At 35.1% G+C, this 22,226-nt stretch carries 20 protein-coding genes and 1 tRNA gene; 7 read left to right on the forward strand and 14 right to left on the reverse strand.

Features of this window, described 5'->3' with window-relative positions:
* Nucleotides 1-14: 14 nt before the first annotated feature.
* Genes gcvH through M9B42_02545 form a run of 3 tightly spaced genes read right to left on the reverse strand, consistent with a single transcriptional unit; the run spans nucleotide 15 to nucleotide 1,805 of the window.
* Nucleotides 15-398 (reverse strand): glycine cleavage system protein GcvH, encoded by a 384-nt coding sequence (gene gcvH / locus M9B42_02535; protein URQ64721.1) that lies wholly within the window; start codon nucleotides 396-398, stop codon nucleotides 15-17.
* The gene (gene gcvT / locus M9B42_02540) at nucleotides 391-1,443 is read right to left on the reverse strand and encodes a glycine cleavage system aminomethyltransferase GcvT (protein ID URQ64722.1); all 1,053 of its coding nucleotides are present in this window, start codon (nucleotides 1,441-1,443) and stop codon (nucleotides 391-393) included. Before gcvT ends, gcvH begins: the two co-directional genes overlap by 8 nt.
* Nucleotides 1,440-1,805, reverse strand: coding sequence for a Rid family hydrolase (locus M9B42_02545; protein ID URQ64723.1), 366 nt, complete (start codon nucleotides 1,803-1,805; stop codon nucleotides 1,440-1,442). Before M9B42_02545 ends, gcvT begins: the two co-directional genes overlap by 4 nt.
* Nucleotides 1,806-1,891: 86 nt before the next feature.
* Between M9B42_02545 and rpmG the strand changes: the two genes are divergently transcribed.
* From rpmG to M9B42_02565, 4 genes are read left to right on the forward strand one after another with little or no spacing between them, the layout of a single operon-like run.
* Entirely contained in the window at nucleotides 1,892-2,092 is a 201-nt protein-coding gene (rpmG, locus tag M9B42_02550) for a 50S ribosomal protein L33 (protein URQ64724.1), read from the forward strand.
* Nucleotides 2,093-2,123: 31 nt separating this feature from the next.
* On the forward strand, nucleotides 2,124-2,492 hold the full coding sequence (locus tag M9B42_02555; protein ID URQ64725.1) for a phosphate-starvation-inducible PsiE family protein: 369 nt from the start codon (nucleotides 2,124-2,126) through the stop codon (nucleotides 2,490-2,492).
* A gap of 28 nt (nucleotides 2,493-2,520) precedes the next feature.
* Entirely contained in the window at nucleotides 2,521-3,912 is a 1,392-nt protein-coding gene (locus tag M9B42_02560; GenBank protein URQ64726.1) for an amidohydrolase, read from the forward strand.
* Nucleotides 3,909-4,355 (forward strand): GFA family protein, encoded by a 447-nt coding sequence (locus M9B42_02565; protein URQ64727.1) that lies wholly within the window; start codon nucleotides 3,909-3,911, stop codon nucleotides 4,353-4,355. Before M9B42_02560 ends, M9B42_02565 begins: the two co-directional genes overlap by 4 nt.
* Here the strand turns inward: M9B42_02565 and M9B42_02570 are convergent.
* On the reverse strand, nucleotides 4,352-4,789 hold the full coding sequence (locus M9B42_02570) for a tryptophan-rich sensory protein (protein ID URQ64728.1): 438 nt from the start codon (nucleotides 4,787-4,789) through the stop codon (nucleotides 4,352-4,354). The genes M9B42_02565 and M9B42_02570 overlap by 4 nt on opposite strands.
* A 39-nt stretch (nucleotides 4,790-4,828) precedes the next feature.
* Between M9B42_02570 and M9B42_02575 the strand changes: the two genes are divergently transcribed.
* On the forward strand, nucleotides 4,829-5,194 hold the full coding sequence (locus M9B42_02575) for an MAPEG family protein (protein URQ64729.1): 366 nt from the start codon (nucleotides 4,829-4,831) through the stop codon (nucleotides 5,192-5,194).
* Nucleotides 5,195-5,262: 68 nt separating this feature from the next.
* Here the strand turns inward: M9B42_02575 and M9B42_02580 are convergent, their stop codons facing one another.
* From M9B42_02580 to M9B42_02595, 4 genes are all read right to left on the reverse strand, one after another.
* Entirely contained in the window at nucleotides 5,263-6,021 is a 759-nt protein-coding gene (locus M9B42_02580) for a hypothetical protein (protein URQ64730.1), read from the reverse strand.
* Entirely contained in the window at nucleotides 6,021-6,485 is a 465-nt protein-coding gene (locus M9B42_02585; protein ID URQ64731.1) for a nuclear transport factor 2 family protein, read from the reverse strand. The genes M9B42_02580 and M9B42_02585 overlap by 1 nt, the downstream gene beginning before the upstream one ends.
* Nucleotides 6,486-6,493: 8 nt before the next feature.
* Nucleotides 6,494-6,886: a hypothetical protein gene (locus M9B42_02590; protein URQ64732.1), complete on the reverse strand. Its 393-nt coding sequence runs from the start codon at nucleotides 6,884-6,886 to the stop codon at nucleotides 6,494-6,496.
* Nucleotides 6,887-7,022: 136 nt separating this feature from the next.
* Nucleotides 7,023-9,569, reverse strand: coding sequence for a TonB-dependent receptor (locus tag M9B42_02595; protein ID URQ64733.1), 2,547 nt, complete (start codon nucleotides 9,567-9,569; stop codon nucleotides 7,023-7,025).
* A 169-nt stretch (nucleotides 9,570-9,738) separates the two neighbouring features.
* Between M9B42_02595 and M9B42_02600 the strand changes: the two genes are divergently transcribed.
* The gene (locus M9B42_02600; protein ID URQ64734.1) at nucleotides 9,739-12,594 is read left to right on the forward strand and encodes a M14 family metallopeptidase; all 2,856 of its coding nucleotides are present in this window, start codon (nucleotides 9,739-9,741) and stop codon (nucleotides 12,592-12,594) included.
* Between the two features lie 7 nt (nucleotides 12,595-12,601).
* Here M9B42_02600 and M9B42_02605 read toward each other — a convergent pair.
* A tRNA-Ser gene (locus M9B42_02605) sits at nucleotides 12,602-12,691 on the reverse strand.
* A 187-nt stretch (nucleotides 12,692-12,878) separates the two neighbouring features.
* Here M9B42_02605 and M9B42_02610 point away from each other — a divergent pair.
* Nucleotides 12,879-13,463, forward strand: a complete 585-nt coding sequence (locus M9B42_02610) for a thymidine kinase (protein ID URQ64735.1) — start codon at nucleotides 12,879-12,881, stop codon at nucleotides 13,461-13,463.
* Here the strand turns inward: M9B42_02610 and M9B42_02615 are convergent.
* The 5 genes from M9B42_02615 to M9B42_02635 form a co-directional block, all read right to left on the reverse strand.
* Nucleotides 13,460-14,668 (reverse strand): Na+-dependent nucleoside transporter, encoded by a 1,209-nt coding sequence (locus tag M9B42_02615; protein ID URQ64736.1) that lies wholly within the window; start codon nucleotides 14,666-14,668, stop codon nucleotides 13,460-13,462. The two genes, M9B42_02610 and M9B42_02615, sit on opposite strands and share 4 nt — an antisense overlap.
* Nucleotides 14,669-14,670: 2 nt before the next feature.
* The gene (locus M9B42_02620; GenBank protein ID URQ64737.1) at nucleotides 14,671-15,537 is read right to left on the reverse strand and encodes an isopenicillin N synthase family oxygenase; all 867 of its coding nucleotides are present in this window, start codon (nucleotides 15,535-15,537) and stop codon (nucleotides 14,671-14,673) included.
* Between the two features lie 71 nt (nucleotides 15,538-15,608).
* Nucleotides 15,609-18,749 carry a carboxypeptidase regulatory-like domain-containing protein gene (locus tag M9B42_02625; GenBank protein ID URQ64738.1) on the reverse strand — a complete coding sequence of 1,047 codons (3,141 nt, stop codon included), beginning with the start codon at nucleotides 18,747-18,749 and terminating at the stop codon, nucleotides 15,609-15,611.
* 83 nt (nucleotides 18,750-18,832) lie between these two features.
* A complete protein-coding gene (gene serS, locus M9B42_02630; protein ID URQ64739.1) occupies nucleotides 18,833-20,092 on the reverse strand; it encodes a serine--tRNA ligase in 1,260 nt (419 codons plus the stop codon).
* Entirely contained in the window at nucleotides 20,089-22,209 is a 2,121-nt protein-coding gene (locus M9B42_02635; protein ID URQ64740.1) for a DNA translocase FtsK 4TM domain-containing protein, read from the reverse strand. The genes serS and M9B42_02635 overlap by 4 nt, the downstream gene beginning before the upstream one ends.
* Nucleotides 22,210-22,226: the final 17 nt, after the last annotated feature.

The raw sequence follows: 22,226 nt of genomic DNA on the forward strand, positions 1-22,226 counted from the left end.
TTTAAGTTTGCTTTTTATTCTTCGCTTAATTTTTTATAAGCATCTGAATCCAACATTTCATCTAGTTCATTTATATTCTGTGGCTTAACTTTGAAAAACCAACCATCCTCATATGGAGATGAATTTATTATTTCTGGGTTATCAGACAATTTTTCATTAATTTCTACGATTTCACCTGTTAGGGGTGAGTAAACGTCAGATGCAGCTTTAACTGATTCAACTATTGCAACACCATCTTTTTGAGACACACTAGATCCAATTTGAGGCAACTCGACGTAAACAATATCACCTAATAATTCTTGAGCGTGATTAGAAATGCCCACAGTAACGACTCCATCGTCATCTCTGGCCCACTCATGTGAGTCAAGAAATTTTAGATTTTTTTCATTATCAGACATCTTTTTTTAGCGACTCTAAAAAGTTCGTATTAGAAAATTTTAAAGTAATTTTCTTATCTCTCAATACAGCGCTACCAATTTCACCACAATTTTTATCAACTCTACAAAATCCTATGTTTTTTTTGAATGTTGGACTCCATGTTCCGCTTGTTACAACTCCAGAGCCACCTTCAAATATTACCTCTGCACCGCCTCTTAAAACCCCTCTTTCTTCTGTGTAAAAACCTTTAAGAATTTTTTTTGAGTCTTTTTTTTCTTCAAGAGCGTTTTTTCCAATGAAGTCTCTATCTTTATGATTAAAATCTATTGTCCATCCAATATTTGAATCGTAGGGTGTATTAGTCTCATCCATGTCTGTTCCGTAGAGATTTAGACCTGCTTCAAGGCGTAAAGTATCCCTTGCTGCCAATCCGATTGGTTGAACATCATTTGAAATAAACTCATTCCAAAACTTAATACCTTTTTCTTGGTCACAAATAATTTCATAACCTAATTCTCCTGTATAGCCGGTTGAGGCAATCATCACATCATCTGTATTGTGAACAGAAAATTTTGATATATCTTTTTCAATATGACTTTTTATGAATTTATAAGAATTAGGACCCTGAAGAGCTAAAATTGAATAATCAGACTTAAAGTCAACTCCTACGTCGAAAGGTTCTGCAATCTTACTTAACCAACTAAGGTTCTTCTCTCTTGTAGCGCAATTTGAAACAATCCTAAAACTTTCATTTCCTAGATAATAAACTATCAGATCATCAAGAATCCCACCTTCATGATTAAGCATTGGAGAATACATTGCCTTGTTCTGACCGTTAATCTTTTTTATGTCATTTGGAAGAAGAAATCTTAAAAAATCTTCTTGTTTTTTACCATCTAAATCAAAAACAGCCATATGGGAAACATCAAAAATACCTACATTTGTTCTGACCTCATTATGTTCGTTAAGTTGAGAACCGTAATGTAAAGGCATTTCCCAGCCAGAGAAATCAACCATAAAACCACCTAAATCTTTATGTTTGCTATTTAGGTAGGTAGCCTTCATTTTTTAGCGAGAAATTCTATTTCAATACATGCACCAAAAGCTAAATCAGCAACTCCAAATGCACTTCTTACTGGATAAGGTTTATCAAAATTCTTTAGATAGGTTTTATTAAATTCAGGAAAGTCATCCATATTTTTAACCATGACAAGGCTTTTCACTATATTTGAAAAGTCTAGATTATAGTAATCGAGGTTTGCTTTTAGATTTTTAAAAATTTGCTCTGTTTCAGGCACTATTCCACCCTCAACTAAACCATTTTCGTCAAGCCCTAACATTCCAGAGAATTGAATAAATTCGTTTAATTCAACTGCATCTGAGTAAGGAGTATTATTTTTTTCGGAATTCTCAGTTTTAAATTTCATCTAACTAATCTATATTTATTGCACTCAAATATCTAGTCATTAAATAGCCTTGTGTATTTATAAAAGTAATGTAAAATTTCCAATTTATGGCAGCTAACAAACAGCAAAAAGTATACTTAATACCTGAGGGTGAAACTAGAGATAGTCATACCTATCACTACACTGTAGTTAAAACAAAAAAATTTATTCAAGAAAACGAGAAGCTCAAGATCAAAAAATTTAATCCTGTTAAAAGAAAACATGAGTGGTTTGTTGAGGCAAAGCTTCCACCACATAGTAAAAACTAGAAACTTCTTTCTATGACCTTATATAAAACCAATGAACAAATTATTTGAATATTTAGAAGACGTTATACTTGCTTCCATTGCAATTATGACACTTGGTGCCGTAGGTTTTGAATTGGCTGCAATTTATGAACGTGGCGTCATTGAGTTAGCTGATTTACTTCTAATGTTCATTTATGCTGAGGTGTTTGGCATGGTTGCAATTTATTTTAGAAGCCACGTCTTACCAGTTATTTATCCATTATTCATCGGCATAACTGCTCTTGCTCGATTAATCGTTCTCCAAGGTAAAGAATCAGAGCCTGAGCAATTAATCTTTGAAGCTGGTGCGATTCTGCTTTTAAGTGTTGCAGCACTAATGCTAAGAAACGTAAAAGTAAGTCTCTCAAACGGAAAAAAATAACTTAAAATATCCATAGGGAGTTTTCTTTATGTTGCGTATTCTAGTTTTATTTTTATCTTTAAACCTTCTATCAGATGTAAACAAATTTATTGATGCATCAAGTAAAAAATATGACCAGTTAGCATTAGACCTTTGGGATTATGCAGAAATGGGCTACCAAGAGGTGAAAAGCTCAAATGCACTTAAAAAAGTTTTAAAAGAGGAAGGATTTTCAATAAGGTCAAATATCGCTGGAATTCCAACTGCATTCATAGCTGAGTACAATAACGGTGGCCCGGTAATAGCAATTCTTGCAGAATATGATGCGTTGCCCGGACTTTCTCAGAATAATGTTCCTTATCGTGAATCAGTTGGAGGAGCAGCTGGACATGCATGTGGTCATAATCTATTTGGTGCTGGTTCAGTTCATGCAGCTGTCGCAGTAAAAAGATGGCTGAGAGATACAAATACTCTAGGCACAATAAGATTATATGGCACACCAGCTGAGGAAGGTGGAAGTGGAAAAGTCTATATTGCCAGAGAAGGAGAATTTAAAGACGTAGATACTGTTTTGCATTGGCATCCTGATACTCAAAATAGAGCCCATTTTAGTGCTAGCAATGGAAATAAATCAGCAAAATTTAAGTTTAAAGGTATTTCATCACATGCAGCTGGAGCGCCACAAAATGGAAGATCAGCGTTAGATGGGGTTGAAGCGATGAATATGATGGTGAATATGCTTAGAGAACATATGGATGAGGAAGCAAGGATTCATTATGTAATCACTAAAGGGGGCTTAGCACCAAATGTAGTGCCTGAAGAAGCAGAAGTCTATTATTATGTGCGACATCCAAATGTTGATGGAGTACGAGATCTTTTCAATAGAGTTGTAAAAGCTGCTGAAGGAGCCTCACAAGGTACTGAAACACAAATGACTTTCGAGGTAATGCATGGAAATTATCCTTTAATGCCAAACAGAACACTTTCTGAAGTAGTAAATAATGAAATGCTTAAGCTGGGAGGCATTTCATATACAAAAGAGGAAGAAGAATTTGCTAAGAAAATCTACAAAACCTTAATTAATCCACGAGCAAAAATTGGTGATCAAGAAGAAATTAAACCTCTTGTTTTTCAACAGAGCAAGGGTTCAACAGATGTAGGTGATATATCGTGGTTAGTGCCTACTTCAGGAGCAAGAGTAGCCACATGGGTGCCTGGAACATCAGCTCACTCTTGGCAAGCAGTTTCTGCGGGAGGCATGTCCATTGGCACTAAAGGTACTAATTTAGCCGCAAAGGTTTTAGGGAATACCGCAGTAGCGCTGTTTAAGAATCCTAAAATTATAGATGAGGCCAAAAAAGAATTAATGATGAAAGTCGGAGACCATCAATATCAAGCTTTATTGGGAGATCGCAGCCCTCCATTAGATTATAGAAATTGATTCAAAAAGGCCATTGCTCTTGTAAGCAAATAAACTACAGTTTCGATAATAAAAAGATAATTAATTCATTTCATTGTCATTGTGAAGATTGCCAAAGGTCTACAGGTGCAGGAAAAGCATCAATTCTAGTTATTAAAAAAAGTAATTTTAATTTAAATGGTGAACCAAAATTTTATGGCACAAAAGGTTCGATGGGCTCAACAGTTAATAGAGGTTTTTGTTCAAATTGTGGTTCAGGGATATTTAGCTATTTGAAAGAGCTGCCTAACTTTCTTTTCTTAAAAGTTGGATCACTTGAAGACTCTAGTTGGGTTAAAATCGAATCCAACTATTTCACAAAGTCCTGCAATGAATGGAATATGCCAGATGAGCAGCTTAAGAGTTTCAAAGGAAATCCAAATTTATTAGAAAATATTAAAACTTTAATTAAATCTTTAAACTAATTTAAAAAAACAATATTTGCATTTAAGTAAGACGCAAAACTAATCCAAAGAACATAAGGAAGGTATAAGAAAAAGCTTACATATGAATTATTTGTCCATAACTTATGCAGAATAATTACATTCAAAATTATCAAAATAATAATATCGAAAAGAGCAAGAGTTAAGGCTTGGTGTGCAAAGAAAATCCAGCTCCATGCACCATTTAAAATCAGTTGAACAACGTAAACCTTATAGATTAATTTAGCTTGAAGAAAGCTCACTACAGCCATAAGAGTGTATAGAATTGGCCAAACAATACCAAAAATATAATTTGGAGGTCTTAAACTTGATTGCTCTAAACTTTCGTACCATGACCAATCAGTAAAGCTATTTGATAAACCACCAAGAAACGCTATTAAAAAAGTTAAAATGGGAAGTGATATTTTAAGAGCCATATTTTAATAATATAATTTATTTTAAGTATAGGAGGAAACATGGCTACATATATAGTTCTTGCAAGTGCTCTTGCGGTAATTCAATTTTGGGTGATCCCCTTTTTAATAAATGTAAAAAATCTCAACTGGCAAATGTCTAACAGAGATGAAAGTTTAGATGATTCAGTTTTATTAAAAAGAGCAAGAAGAGCAGGTGCAAATATTTTGGAAACATTACCTATCTATTTAGTATTCTGTTTATTATCAATTATTGAGGCTAAAGATATTTCAGAGCCAGCTTTTTATTGGCTAATTCTAAGAGTCATACACGGTCTGTGCTATTTGTTAGGTATTGCTTATGTGAGAACACTTGCTTGGCTTGGTTCATTAGTGTGCCTCATTGTAATGGGCCTCTCATTGATTTGATATCAGGATCCTGCTGGGGGTACAAAAAAAAAGAGCCAGTAAACTGGCTCTTTAAAAAATGTATTTTTTTAGTTAGGGCTTCTTAGAACAGGTCCAACATAAATTGATCCATTTCCACAATCAGCCATTCCAACTAAGGCTCTTCTTTCGTCTGTGTCACGTAATTCAGATCTCCAAAACTCGATGCCCTCACCTCTTTCAGAAACTGCAGAAGTATAAACAAGTCTTATAAAATCTGCATCACCATCATAGCCAGGACCAGGAATGATAAGTTTTCTTCCTTGAACATCACCATTTTCTTGTGCCATTTTTGCAAAGTCTACATACGCATCATAGTAAGTTCTTAGACTTGTTCCTTCATTCAGTTTGCAAGAATTATACTGTGCAAGAATGAAATTACCTGCATCAGTTGAACGTGGTTGCGATATTGCCCACTGAACAGTTGAAACAACTTGAGAATTTTTTGCAGGTAGTTTTGCAAATAAGGCGTTTGCTTTGGGATCTTTTGTCCAAACTTCAAGACCTTTAAATTGAGCAGCACTGTCTGGCCAATTATTTACCCACATAAAGTCGTGACTAGCTAGATCTCTATGGAAGTAAGGTTGCAAAAGTGCAACAGTCATAGAGTCATATACACCACCTTGGGTTTCTGCCCATTTAGCAAATTCGCCATACCATTTTGCTACATCCGAAATGTCCTTTCCTTTATTAAAAGAACCAAAATAATACTCTGCTGTATTTCTTTCAGGAACATATTTATATTCAGATTCCTGAGAAAAAACGTGAGCTGAGTAAATAAAACAAAGTGTTAAAAATAATCTAATCATTATTCCTCCTCAAAATCACTTCTTACTGTTTGGTGAACGCCACCAAAACTTGCTGAAGAGTAATGTTGTGTTCTCATTACCCATTTTCCATTTTCTTTAATCCAAGTAGTAGTTACTCTTGTTCTGTATGGCTGGTCGTCCTCGCCAACAACACCTTCGTAATAAAATCTTACAACATAGGCATCTTTGGTAAGTTTTATTGCTTCTGGATAAAAAATGCTATTAAATCCTACAGCATAATTCTTTTCATAATCAGCTGCACTTGATTTCAAGCATGCTTTATGAAAACTACCATCTGAATTAGTACTACATACGCCCATTTTGCTCTCGTGGGCAACCATGGTTTTAAAATCTCTTACCTCTCTTGCTTCATAATACTTTTCAACCGCAGCCAATACATCATCATGATCGTCTGCAAAAATATTAAAACTAAACAAAGTTAAAATAAAAAATATAATTTTCATCATTTCTCCTAATCAACAAAGACTGTATGATCCTTGCCCTCTTCAACCACTCTTATTACAAGTAAGTCAGTACACTGATTTCCAAGATTAGGTGTGTCATCATCACCACCGTGAACCCAATCAGACGGCTCAAACCAATATTCACCCTTTGAATATTCTTTCCATTTTCCTGATGATTTAGATTGTGATAAACCATCAAGCACATACACTAAAGTTCCAGCAGCAGGATGAAAATGTTTAGGTGTATTACCAGCATCACAAGTAGAACGCTTTTCAACAACTAATTCCATGCCACCATCGATTTTAAATTTCTCAGACGAAACTAAGCCTGAAAAAGAAGGCTCATCATGATCATCTGCAGAAATGAAAAAACTCATTAAAGATATTAATAAAAGTCTCATTTTATCTCCTTGATATTTTTGGATGAGAATTACTCTCATTTATTAATTTAACCTAAGAATTGTGACAATTGGAAGAAATATAAGAAATTAAATAAAAAAAGGGCACCGAAGTGCCCTTTTAACTTTCATGGAGTTATTAAAAGTTATATCTGTATCTAAGATATACAAATTGTCCAGAAATACCCATCGGAGCAAGTTCACTATAAACTTGTCCTAGAATACCACCATATATATCATCAGTTAGGCCGAATACGTTTGCACATGAACCTCCTGATGGACACGCATTTACTTTGGTAACACTGTCACCAACGTTATCGAATACATTGTTTATACCCATCATTACAGAGCTGTTACCCATGTCATAGGCAACTTCCATGTCAAAAACCCAAGTTGCACCAAATTGACCTGGTGAACCTAAGTAAGCATTTTGCCATGTATCAAACCACTCACCCCAATAACTTGCTCTACCAAGAACTCTCCAGTTACCGTTGAAGTGATTTGCTGTGAAGTTACCTCTATCATCAGGGGTAACTCCTTTAAATGACTGTTCAGCTAAAGCATCAATATTTGCTCCAGCATCAGTAATTTCTACTTTATTTTGGCTCCAACTTGCATTCCAATAAGTTGTTCCTCCATAGTTTTCAGTTTCAAATGAAGCATTTAAATCAAAACCATTGGTTTTAGTATCAAAGTCATTTGTGAAATATCTAAATGTAGGAAAATCCCCTGCTCCAGGAACACCTTGAGCAATAAGATCTGCAATGTCTGCATCAGATAATGCAAAGTTTGCAGAAACAACTAATCTATCCTCTACAACAATTCTGAAAAAGTCTGCTGTAAAATCAACTTCTCCCCAACTTCCAAAGAAGCCAAGTGATATGTTTTCTGCCTCTTCTGGTTGAAGCACTTTTCCTCCATACAGAACTGCAAGTGGAAGTGTTGAAGGAATCACACCCTCGTTAACTAAGTCTCCTGAAGAATCAAAGACTGTAGATACTTTTCTCGCATTAGCCTGACCAGGGGTTGGCGCTTTAAATCCTGTGCTGAATGTACCTCTTGCACCTAGCCCATCTGAAAATTTGTAATTGAATCCAAACTTATAATTGCTTGTATTTCCAAAAGTATCATAATCCTCAAATCTTAAAGCTGCTCCTAATCTTAAATTATCTGAAAAGTCATTTTCATAATCCAAATAGACAGCATCATTTTCTCTTTGCCATGAACCTGCTGCAGCTGCTGGGAATCCAGGGTAACCATTTGAAGATAAGCTAAACCCTTGTGTTGCAAGCCCACCGTCTAAATATGATTCAGGCTGCCCTGCTACAAGTGAATATTCCTCTGTTCGGTGCTCGTAACCAAAAGCTACGAAAATTGTATCTGAGTATTGGTAAGTAAAGTCAGCATTTAAATTATTTTCTTCTTGCTGTTCAGCACCAACATCAAAATCTCTTGGAGTATTTGGACCATAACTAGCATTAACTGAATTGTTTAAAAACTCATCTGCCTCGTTATATCCATAGTAATAACTGAAGTCAAAAGTCATACCATTCTCAAATTCTCCATCAAAACCTAGAAGAACCGATCTATCTTCTACGTCTGCACCAAATCTTGGAGTAAATCCTCCAGGAATTAGTTCTTGGAAGTTAAAACAATTAGGATCTGCCTGGACTGCTGCCCATGCTACTGGATCTGGTGTTGAGCCTGTGAAAGTAACAGTTGGACAAGTTTGTCCATCATTTGGAGTTAGATCTCCAATAAGCATAGTTGCCCCACCATCGTTACTGTAAACAGCACCTCTATTAGTTGGGTTTCTGTAGTAAAAAGTTCCATCTACATGTTTACTGTTGTAGTTTCCGTGACCATAAAATTCACCACCACCCATAGGTGCTCTAAAGTTAAAGAATGCTTTTAAATCATCGTCAACAATTGGTCGTCCCCATGGCATTGCTGGATCTGGAACACCTTGGTAACCATCAGCAATTAATCCTGCAGCATCGTCCCTTTGCACTGCCCTTACTGTTGCATCTTGGCTTCCATATTCAAAACTTGTATTAAAGAATCCACCATCACCCATAGGTAATCCGTAATTACCCATAAGATAACTTTGTTCTCCATCACCCTCTCCGTATTGACCGTAACGATATTCGAGGAATCCACCTTCAGAGTTATCATTTAAGTTAAAGTTTATAACTCCAGCAATAGCGTCTGATCCATATTGAGCAGATGCCCCATCTCTTAGAACCTCTACAGATTTAATTGCAGAAGCTGGTATTGCTGATACATCAGGTCCTTGTGCACCATCTGAAATGTATGCTCCTAACCATGTTAAAACACTCCCTCTGTGTCTTCTTTTTCCATTAACTAGCAGCAATGTATGATCTGGAGACATGCCTCTTAAGTTAGCTGGTCTCATAATGCTTGCCGCATCACTTATTGGTTGATCATTCACGCTAAATGATGGAACAAGATTTCTCATTAAATTAGCAAAATCTGTATCACCATTATTTTGGAATTCACTACCAGAAATAACGTCTACAGGTGAGAAGGTATCTTGAGGTGATCTAGCCTCACTTCTACTTCCAACAACTGTAACTTCTTCAACATTCTGTGCATCTGCTGAATCTTGTGCTTCAACAAATACAGAAGAAAGTATAAAAGTTGATAAAATCAAAAATTTTTTCACTTCGCCCTCCATGCTTTTTGACCCCTAATACTCAATAGTGCAAAGGAAATAAAGCAAATGCAAGAAAATAAGGAAAAGATTGTGACAAATTAGCGAACAAACTAACAATATCCGTTATATATTCGATATATTGCAATTTTTATCACTAAATTAATGTAATCTTAATGTCATGAACAAATTAAACTACTTTTTATCTTTTCTTGTACTTTCGTTAAATCTTTTTTCAGATCCACTTACCAAGCCTACAAGTTTCTCTAAAGATCTTTATAAAGATCAAATACTTGAAGGAAATTATTCAGAACGAATTCAACATCCAGATGATTTCTTAGGTTTTGGGTTAGGAGAAAGAGTTGCAAACCCTCTTCAAATTTCTCAAGCAGTTAGGGCTTACCAAAAACAAAGTGATCGTATTAAAGTTATTGAATATGGACGAACTCATGAGGACAGACCTCTCTTTGCTGTTTTCATCTCATCTCCATCTAATATAGATAGATTATCTGAAATTGAGCAGGATATATCCAAGTTAGCTGATGCTAGAAATACAACGGATTCAGAAGCTAAGGAATTAATAGCTTCTTTACCTGCAATAGCATGGATGGCTTATTCAATTCATGGTAATGAAACATCAGGAGCAGATGCCGCTCTTGGAATAATTTATCACTTAATTGCTAGCGAAGATGCTGAGGTAGTTGATTTGCTTGAAAATATGATAGTTATAGTTGATCCAATGATGAATCCTGATGGCCGAGATAGATTTGCTAAATCATTGGAGCTATATCGTGGAACAGCGCCAAATTATGATGATCAGTCATTACTTCATACTGGAGATTGGCCTTACTCAAGAACAAATCATTATTTCTTCGATTTAAATCGTGACTGGTTTTATTTAACACAACCTGAGACTCAAGGACGAGTTCCTTTGATTAATAAGTGGCGACCACAAATTTTAGTTGATGGCCATGAAATGGGTGCACAAGATACTTTCATGACAGGCCCACCAAGAGAACCTATTAATTCAAATATTGATAGAGATCTAATTAAGTGGGGAAATGTTTTTGCACAGGATCAAGCGGAAGCTTTCGATGAAAGAAATTGGAGATTTTACACTGGGGAATGGCATGAGGATCTATATCCTGGATATTCTTTTTACGTGCAATTCAGAGGCAGCTTGGGAATTTTATATGAGCAATCAAGAATGGCAGAGGATGGAGTTCGTAGACCTGAAGGCACTATTCAATCATATAAAGAATCCGTTCATCATCAATATGTAAGCACATTAGCAAATCTAGAAACCCTAGCAAAATATACTAAAGCTATGTACGAAGATTTTTGGGATGGCAGAAAATATAATATTTCAGAAGACAGCGAATATGCCAATCAGAGTTTTGTAATTTTACCAACAAAAAATCATAGCAGACTAAAAACTCTAGCAGAGAAACTTAAAGCTCAAGATATTGAAATATATACAAATGAAAGAGCAATAAGAGCAAGAAATGTTCTACAACAAACTGGAGATGTTGAAGCAAATTACGTAATACCTGCAGGTAGTATGATAATTCCAAATTTACAACCTGAAGCACCGTTAATTGCAGCTATCTTAGAGTTTGATGCTGACATTATAGAATCAGTCTTAGCTGAAGAGAGACTTAGAAGTCTTAAAGATGGATCATCTATAATGTATGACACTACTGCATTCAACTTAACAATGATGTACGGGCTTGAAGCTGTCACAGTTCCATCTAATCTTGAAGTTGGTTTAAAAGAATGGAGCCCACAAAATGTTTCTATTAAAACAAATCCAGAAGCTATTATTTGGGCTGTTGACGGAGTTGACGATAATTCAGTAGCTTTTGCCGCAAGATTAATGGAAAAAGGTGTAGAAGTCAGGATTATTGATAAAGAAGCACTACTTTCAAAACAATTTTTATCAAGAGGGAGTATCGCTGTTCTTGCTATGGATAATCCAGAATATCAGGATTTATCTGAAACAGTAAACAGTATTGCCACAGAACTCGATATTTCTGTATTATCGATTGAATCTGGTTTTGGTGCAGAAGAGTTACCGGATTGGGGCGGAAGACATTTTCGTTTACTTGAAAGACCACAAATTGCAATTCTTAGTCAATCAGGTTTTAGTTCTTATGATGTCGGTGTTAGTTGGTGGTCACTAGATCATCATCTTGGTATTAGACATAGTCAAATAGATGCTTCACTTGTTAACTACGCAGACTTGAGAAGATATAACACTATTATCTTGCCTAGCGGTTACAGAGATATGGGTGAGTATGAGAAAAAGGTTTTAAGCGATTGGATGGAGCAAGGAGGAACCTTAATTGCTCATGCAGCTAGTTCTTATGCTCTAGCTTCTGAACAGGGTATTGGCTCAGTAAAACTTCTTCAAAATACATTTGAAGAGAGTGAAAAATATAATATTTCGTTGCAAAGAGAATTGAGTGCACTTTATGAAGAATTAGATATAGAAAGCGTAAATAGTAATAAAGTTGACTTAGACACAGCTTATCCTTGGGAGCAAAGTGAAGGTAAATATCCTCCATCCCAACTTGCATATAGAGATAACTGGCAATCAATCTTTATGCCATCAGGTGCCTTTGTGTCAGGAAGAACAGATCAAGAACACTGGCTTACATTTGGAACAAATAGCACACTACCACTCCTCTACGGGAGCAATCCTGTTTTAATGTCAGATGATAGCTCTGAGGCGCCTATACGAGTTGGTGTTTTTTCAGACTCTGCAAAAGCAAATACCTATTCAACTATTAACTGGTCTGATATTCCGCCTGGTAAAGAGTTAAATGTGAGAATGAGTGGATTATTATGGCCTGAGGCAGCACAAAGAATCGCAAACTCAGCTTACCTAACAAGAGAGAGAATTGGTAAGGGTCAATTGATTTTATTTTCAGGGCAGCCAAACTTTAGGGGCGCAACTTTAGGTACAAATCGTGTATGGCTTAATGCTGTTGTCTATGGCGCAGGCCTTGGAACCGAACCAAGAATTAACCCTTAATAAATAATGGCGGAGAGACAGGGATTCGAACCCTGGAGACGCTTTCACGCCAACTGATTTTCGAGACCAGCGCTTTAAACCACTCAGCCATCTCTCCAGATTAGTTATAGTATTTAAAGTTTTGTTCTAGTAGAAGAAATAATTAAATATTAGAATAGCAAACTATGGATGCAATCTATGTCTTGGTTGGGAGTTTAGTTTTTTTTGCTCTTTATATTTTTCTTGAAGCAAGGCCAAAAGGATTTAGTTTAAAAAACCTTTTTAAACGCGACGAAGAGTAAATTTTGGCTAAGGTTCATTACTTCTACTCCACTATGAATGCGGGTAAGTCCACTTCCCTACTTCAGTCTAGCCATAACTATGAAGAGAGAGATCTTAATGTTTTGCTATTTACACCTGAAGTTGATGCAAAAATACATGATTCATTCATTCACTCTAGGATAGGTCTAAAAAAACCTGCTTATGTATTTAGTGAGAAATTTGATTTTATAGACTATGTTTATAAAGAAAATAAAAAGCGAGTGTCCTGCATTTTAGTTGATGAAGCACAGTTCTTAACATCTGAACAAGTTAAACAGCTTTGCAGAATATGTGATGAAAAAAATATTCCTATTATGTGTTACGGAATTAGAACAGACTTTAGAGGAGAGCTTTTTCCTGGAAGTTTGGCTCTACTTTCACTGGCTGATAACATTATCGAACTTAAGACAATATGCGAGTACCCCTCTTGTTCCAGAAAAGCCACAATGATTGCAAGATATGACAAGGATGGAGAAATTGTCTTGGAAGGTAATCAAATTGATATAGGTGCTGATAAATATAAGGTTTACTGCCGTAAACATTACAGAGAATTAACTAAGATTATCTAAACAAAAATTCCTGCAACTAGCCCACTCATACACGAAGCAAGAGTTGCACCAATTAATGCTTTACCTGAAACTTTTATAAGGTCAATTCTTCTTTCTGGTGCCATTGCTCCGATACCAGAGATTAAAATACCTACACTTGAGAAATTAGCAAAACCACAAAGAGCATATAAAAGAATAACCTTTGTTCGCTCAGTGAAATATTCAGGGTCAAGACTGCCAAATTGTATGTAGGCTACAAATTCATTAGTAGCTAATTTAATTCCAAGCAGTTCTGCTGCATTTGCAGATTCATTCCATGGCACTCCCATAAGCCAACATATTGGTGCAAAAATATAGCCAAGGATCTTTTGTAGAGATATATCTCCGAAAATTGACAAGAATCCATCAACGATAGAAACAAGAGCTAGAACCGCAAGGACTATAGCTGCAACATTTACTGCAATACCTAGCCCATCTCTAGTACCTCGAGTAATAGCATCCATAGAGCCTTGATAGATATTTTTTTCTTCTGAGCTTTTCAAATTATGAGTTACATCAGTTGAAGGACTCATGATTTCTGCATACATTATTGCAGCAGGCACAGATAGAATTGATGCTGTGAGGAAATGTTGAACTACATTTAAACCCTCAAATTGATTTTCCAATTGACCTGCTAAAGCAATCATTACTGAACCAGAAACGGTTGCCATGCCTGCAGTCATGAGTATGAGCAGTTCTTTATTACTCATAGTTTTAAGGTAAGGCCTGACAAAAAGTGGGGCTTCAACTTGGCCAACAAATACATTTGCTGCTGCACCAAAAGAAACTGGCCCACCTAAATTGAATAATCTTTCACAAACATAAGACAACCCTTTAATAATTAAGGGTAAAACTCTCCAGTGCCATAAAAGAGCACTTATACATGACATCACAATAATCAACGGCAGAACATTCAGCGCAAATATATATGGATGTGCTTCAAATAATGAACCAAAAAGAAAACTCGTACCCTCTGCAGTTGCTGAAGATAATTTTGCTACCCCATTGCTTAAGGCTTCAAAAAAATTATTTACAAAGTCATTTAATAAAATGAAAGCAAAAACAAACATCATTAAGATAGCAAAAAAGATATTTTTTACTTTAATTTGTTTGTAATTATCTGAGAGAGGAACAGTTACAGCAATTAGTACTAAACCTCCAATTAAAACCTGTAAATAATATTCCATGTCTACCCTAGTTTAATATCACTTAACCTTTTATTTAAGAAATCATTAGCTGTTAAATTAGTTTCTGGATCAAGAATTACTTCAGGTCGGGGATGGAGAAAAAAAGGAATGCTATATCTTGATTTATCTTCATTATTCTTCGTTTTAACACGGTGAGCTGTGCTTCTAAGTTTTTTATTTGAAATTATCTCCAGCATATCTCCAACATTACATATAATTTCATTTTTCTCACAATTACATTCAACCCAATTTCCTTTTTTATCAAGTGCCTCAAGCCCTCCTTCATTACCTCCAACAAGCAATGTAATTAAATTTACATCATTATGCGCATGTGCTCTATCATCATTTTTCTGTGCATCAACAGGTGGATAATGAAGTAACCTAAGAACAGAATTTCCGTCAACTGCAATTTCTTTTAAATCAGCATTAAAATCAATATTGAAGTTTGAAATAGATTCAAGAATTTTTATTCCAAGTTTTTCAAATTCCTTATACAGAGAATTTATATCATCGAAATTTTCAAGTTCATTGATGGTCAAATTACTTGCCAAATCTGGGTTAGAGCATGAACCTTGATGCCAAAATTCTTTTTGATCTGGTACGTTTTTATTTAAGGCTGTTTCAATTCCGTAAGGGGTATAGCCTCTGGCTCCATTTGTTCCTTTTAAATGATATTTCATTTTCACATCTAGAGGTAAATCAAATAATTCCTGCGTAAAATTGAATAATTTATCGATAGATTCTGAACTGATTGGATGATCTTTTATAACAAAAAAACCCACATCGTTAAGTGAATCTTCCAAGAATTTAGAGAGCTCTTCATTATTAGATTTTAAGTCGTGGTAATTGATGGTTGGAATTTGTTCCATGCCAAATTATACATTTTAATTTACACAAAAAAAAAGGGTGGCCTAAGCCACCCTTCAATTTTAGCAATTAATTAAAAACGGTATGAGAAACCGATTTTAACTAAGTAACTAGAACCTCTTCCTGATCTACCTTTATCTCTTAAACCTCTAAAGTTTCTATAGATATAGTATTGATCAACTCCATCATTTAGAGCTTGACCATCAACAATGTCATGGTCAGATTGGAAATTATAAATTCCCCACTCATCATTTAAGAAGTTACCAAGGTTTCTAATTGTAAAGAACACAGATGATTGGTCGTTAGTTCTTAGACCTGGGAGCATTTGCTCAAATTTAAAGTTGAGCCTTGCATACCAAGGTGAGTAATGTTGACCTCTATCAACAAATGCACCTCTTTCAAAACCATAAGAATCCATTGTTGCAAAGAAAGCATCTGTATCGAAGCCATCAGCAAAAACCACGTTTGGATCATTAGGTCCTGTAGGGACATATAGAAGCATATTATCACCATCACCGTCTAACGCATCACCTCTCATATCTGGATAACCATTAAAGACAAAACTATATGGTCTACCTTTGTTATGACTCCAAGTTAAACTAAACCTTGATTCAAGATCAGCAAAAAGAGTTGGAGACCATCTCATATAAGCAGACATTCTTTCAGGTATTTCAAATTGTGAAACACCCAATGAAGGATTATCTCTGTCTACATCATTAAAGTATGTCCAGCTACTGTATCCCACTGAAGAATTCATTGGGTTACCCACTAGTGCCTCAACTTCTGCATATCCAACGCTTAGGAAGAGATCTTGCTCTGCCCACTCTTTTGAAAATCCAACAGCCAAAGATGTGTATTCACCCTCTGTAGATTGGTTACTATACTCAAGGTTGTTATAACCAGCACCAGGTTTTTTGTCATAAATAGGTACTCCTGCAAAGTCGCTACCAAGATTTATTAATTCACCAGTATGCACATAAGGAGCATTTACACTTCTTCCAGAAATATAATCTACATAAAATCCAATATCATCTATGAGCAATCCATCTGCAAGATCAAGATCGAATGAACCTCTTAAGCCAAATGATGTTTTAATATTCTTTGGAATTTTAAAGTTTGGATCTAGGTAGTCACTGTAAAAACCAACACCACCACTTGTAACTCTATCAAGCAGAGCACATGGAATACCGTATCCTGGTCCAGTTTTACCTGTTACAGGGTTAGTACAAAGCGCATCAGTTAGAAGGTTTGTGTTTCTAGCATTAAACTGTAATCCTTTAACACCGTCATTACTTACTGTGTTAGATAACCACACATTTGGATATCCACCTGTAAACACCCCGTGACCAACATAGGCAGAAACTCTATCTGTTAAATCAAAATTAACTGAGAGTCTTGGCATAGTTAGTTCTAGACCGTCGATAGTATTACAGTTTCCATATCCATATGCAGCAATAAAGTATGCAGCATTTTCACAGTTTGAAGTTTGTTGGTATGACTCATGTCTTACACCGATAGATGCTGACACTCTGTCATTAATTTCTACATCATCTTGTAAAAATAATGTTGTAATACCATAGCCCCAAACAGCGGCTGAATCTTTTGGATCTAAACTCTGTGAGTTACCGTAATAAGCTCTAACATCACCTGCTTCAAAAGCATCAATACCACCGTAAACTCTGTATTCACCACCTCTTGAATGTGGAACAAATATATTAAATATATCTTGATCTTCTTGCTCCATTCCAAATTTGAATAAATGATTGTTTACTAAGTATTCTCCTTTGAACGATAAGGTTGTATTTTCCCATGACATTTGGTTTGCTTGTCTTGAGTCGTCAGTACCACTCAGATAAACACTTCCAACACCACCAACATTGTAGATTCTAAATTCTCCAAAATCAGGGTCTTCACTTACAGCTAGCTGTCTATTTGCTAAGTCTCTATACCCTATTCTTATTTCGGTGCTGAAGTCATCAGTCCATTGTGAGAAAACTTTGGTTTGAAAATTTTGTAATTCGTGACCTCTTTCATAGAAATGTGACTCAAATACTGGAGTCCATGAATCAGCTGGAGTAATTTCAAATCCATCGTTGTAATTTAAAACAACTTCAGCTCTGTGTTGATCACTAATGAAATAGTCAAATTTAGCAAGTAGCTTTACATCTTCACTTGGAGATCCTTTTGAAAGACCACCAGGATCAAATCCATAAACATCCTTTGCAATTTGTCTAATTCTATTAAAGTCAGCCTCTGACAGCCAAGAAGACTCATTTGCTTGTCCAGAGCCTACGTAACCTCTTTCATATGGATCAAAGTCATCGTACTGTTCGAAAGCAACAAAGTAATAAAGATTTTCAACTTCCGGAACTTTACCACCAAGAGTGAAACCATATTTAGTTTCTTCGTATGGGTTAATAGTTAAGGAATCTCCTTCAAGTGAATCAGCTTGCAGACTATCATCAACAAACTCATAGAAGAATTTACCACTAGTTGTATCAGAACCAGACCTTGTTACAGCATTAACAACACAAGCTGCAAAACCACCATACATAACATCATATGGCGCGAACTCAACAGAAACTTGCTCAATTGCATCATATGAGAATGGCATTCTAGAAGTTGGATAACCATTACTGTTCAATCCAAATCCGTCGTTTAATCCAATCCCATCAACTGAGAGAGCGTTGTATCTAGGGTTTGATCCATTACAGTTAAAACCTCTGTATGACTGACTTTCGTCTACAAAAATACGTGGGTCTTGGGTAATAACATCTTTAATATCTCTATCCCAAGCTGGAGCTGCTTCAATATCAGCTAGATTAAAAACCGTACTTGGTCCAGGAGCTACATTTCGAGTAATCAAACTTGCAGTTGCCACTACCTCATCTGTTGCTTCTAGAACAACATTAAGACTTAGAGCTGCACCAACACTTAAAAAGACATCGTTATATCTTTTAGTACCTTGCGCAGAAGCAACCACAATACTATATGGTCCTCCAGACTTTAAGTTTGATACTACAAAGTATCCATCACTGTTTGAGGAAGCTTTTGCTTCTGCATTCGTAGGTACATATACCACTGATACAGACGCCCCCCCTACAGAGTTTCCACTTGAATCAGAAACAAATCCTTTAACATCAGATGTAGTTTCTTGAGAATACACAGAAAGCGATATGAATATCGCCATAAACGATAAGAGTATTTTTTTCATTTAGAATCCTCGCATAAAAGCGTTTATATAAACCTTATCTTATTACATAAATGTGACAATTTACAAAGAAAATTGAAAACGTTTTACTTAAGTGGAATAAATTCGAAATTTACGTATTTTTTTAGAGCTTCTGGAACTATTAAACCCTTATTATCATCAAAATAATTTTCCATAATAGCCACTAAACATCTGCCTACAGCTAAACCAGAGCCATTAATTGTGTGAGCTAAAATTTTTTCTTTTTCGTCTTTAATCTTTATATTCATTCTTCTAGCTTGAAAGTCTGTAAAATTAGAACAAGAGGATATCTCCCTAAATGTTTCTTGGCTAGGCAGCCAAACCTCAATGTCGATGGTTTTAGAAGCTGAAAAACCTAAATCACCTGTACACAATTCAACATGCCTATATGAAATTTCAAGCATATCGAGAATAGAGGATGCATGAGAGATTAAACTATTTAATGCGTTGTTAGATTTACTTGGATGAACAATTTGAACTAATTCAACTTTTTCAAATTGATGTTGTCTGATCATGCCTCTAGTATCCTTTCCATAACTTCCTGCTTCTGATCTGTAGCATGGAGTGTGTGCAGTAACCATTACCGGCAATTCATCTACTGCTAATTGTTTATCTCTAAAAAGATTTGTTAAAGGTACTTCTGCAGTGGGGATCAAATATTTTTCTTCATTTTCTACTTTAAAAGAATCATCCGCAAACTTAGGCAGTTGACCAGTTCCAAATAAAGAATTCGAATTTACAATATGAGGAACATAACATTCTTGATAATTATTTTTCATAGCTTCATCTAACATTAATTGAATTAATGCTCTATGCATTTGCGCCAGCTTGTCCTTGAGAACTACAAATCTTGGCCCTGCGACTTTTGTTGCATCATCAAAATTTATACAATCAATTTTTTCACCTATTTCAACGTGATCTAAATTAGTTTTTGGGTTCTTGAACTCTTTTCTATGGACTTCAACATTATCTTCTTCACTACTTCCATTCGGACATTTCTCGTGGGGTATATTTGGGATCAATGAAAGATTTTTATTTACTTTTTCATCTATTTCTTCAAATGATTTTTCTAATTTAGTTAGATTAGTAGATAATTCATCTGACCTTTTTTCTTGTTCTGATGAATTAGATTTATTTTTTTTTAACTCACCAATTTCTTTTGAAACTTGTTTCTTTTGATTTCTAAGTTCTTCAATCTCAATTTGTAATGAATTCTTTTTTTCATAATCTAAAACAATAGTGCTTAGATCGAAGTTCTCACCTCTAGAGTTAATTTTCTTTTCAATATCTTTAAGATTGTTTTTAAGTAGCTTTAAATCAATCATAAAACTTCCCTGGAGCCGTTTGAATTCATTGGAGATACGATTCCATTTTCTTCCATAGTTTCTATCAGACGAGCAGCTCTATTGTAGCCAATTCTAAATTTTCTTTGAACTGATGATATTGATGCTCTTCTTGTTTCAACAACAAATTCAACAGCCTGATTGTAAAGTTCATCATCTCCATCAGAATCCTCAAGGTTCTCTATTAATTCAGGTGATTTTATAACCTCCTCAATATAGGTTGGCTGTCCAAGTTCTCTCATTTTTTTTGCAACTCTTTGCACTTCTCCATCGGAAACAAATGCTCCATGGATTCTCTTTGGAATTGAAGTGCCTGGTTCGATGAAAAGCATATCTCCTTTTCCTAGTAATTGTTCTGCTCCACCTTGATCCAGAATAGTTCTGGAATCAACTTTTGAAGAAACTAGAAATGACATTCTAGATGGAATATTTGCTTTGATTAATCCTGTAATTACATCCACTGAGGGTCTTTGGGTAGCTATAGCCAAGTGAATGCCTGATGCTCTTGCTTTCTGTGCAAGCCTTGCAATTAATTGTTCAACTTTCTTACCTGTTACCATCATCAAATCAGCGAGCTCATCTATGACTACCACTATGTATGGAAGTTCTTTAATTTCAGCTTGATTTTCTTCTTCAAGTTGTTGTCTTACATCATCTGAAATAGAGCTAAGGTTAGAAACTTTTTCATTGTATCCCTCTAAACTTCTGACACCTAAAATAGACATAAGTTTATATCTCTTATCCATTTCTTTAACACACCAATTTAATCCGTTAGAAGCTTTCTGCATGTCAGTTATAACCGGAGTTATTAAATGCGGAATATCGTCATAAACTGATAGCTCTAACATCTTTGGATCAATTAATAAAAGTTTCAATTTTTCTGGATCATTGTTTCTTAATAAATTTAACAAGATTGTATTTACTCCAACTGATTTTCCGGAGCCTGTTGTTCCAGCAATAAGCAAATGAGGAAGTTGCTGTAAATTAATTTTTGATGCTTGCCCAGAAATATCTCTACCAACACAAAATTCTAGAGAAGTTAGTTCATTCTGTTTGAACTCTTTCATAATTGAATATAAGGATACAATCTGTCTTTTTGGATTTGGTATCTCAATTCCGATAGTAGATTTGCCTTCTATAACCTCTACAACTCTTACACTTTTGACTGCAAGAGATCTTGCTAGATCATTTGCAATATTTGAAACTTGGCTAGCTTTCGTTCCTGGTGCAAGACTAATTTCAAATCTAGTAATTACTGGCCCAGGCAAATTATTTTCAACATTACCCTCTATTCCAAACTCTCGCAGTTTGATTGTAAGATTTTCTGATAAATCATTTAGATATTCCTCAGTAACTTCTGTCGACATATCTTCTTTTTGATCAAGCAAATCGATAAAATCTTCTCTTTGAACAGGTTTTTCAACAACTTTTTTCTTTACTTCTTTAGGCTTAGCACTAATTGATTTTGATGGTGTTGGTTCAGGAGAGGTTTCAATAGGCTCTTCTCTAACCTCTGGAACTGCAGTCTCTTCTTTATCTTTACTGCTAGGCGATAAAAATGATCTAAGCGCATTAACAATATCTGAGAAAACAAAATATTGAACTAATAAAAAGAATATAAATGAAATTGTGCCTAGCCACATTTTTGGAAGAAAAAGTGACATAGATTCAATAAGATTTAAACCAGCTCTCCCTCCATTGTTTATATCTAAATAATTAAAGTTGTAATAATCAGCAGTAATAAAAGCAGACGCCGAAATACATGCAAGTAGAACTGAAAATAAACCTAAAAGAAATTTATTTATATTGTCTAAAACATGCAAATACGCATCCTTTTCAGAATAATTAAAGAAAAAAAGCAAACCAAAATAAAATAAAATAAACACTAAATAAAATGAAACTAAACCAAAATTGAAAAATAAATTCGTAGAAAATAGTGCACCAAGAAAACCAAAGTTATTTTTAAATTCTTTATCTACAATCAATAAGTCTTCAGTTGTATCAAGGTAAGAAAAGGTTATTAGACTACCAAAAAGAAATAAAGAGAAAATGATTAAAGAAAATCCAAAAAACTCCCTATAAATTCTATCTATTGACATGCTAAGATATTGTAACT

The organism is SAR86 cluster bacterium, from assembly GCA_023703535.1.
Classification (GTDB): Bacteria; Pseudomonadota; Gammaproteobacteria; order Magnimaribacterales; family TMED112; genus TMED112.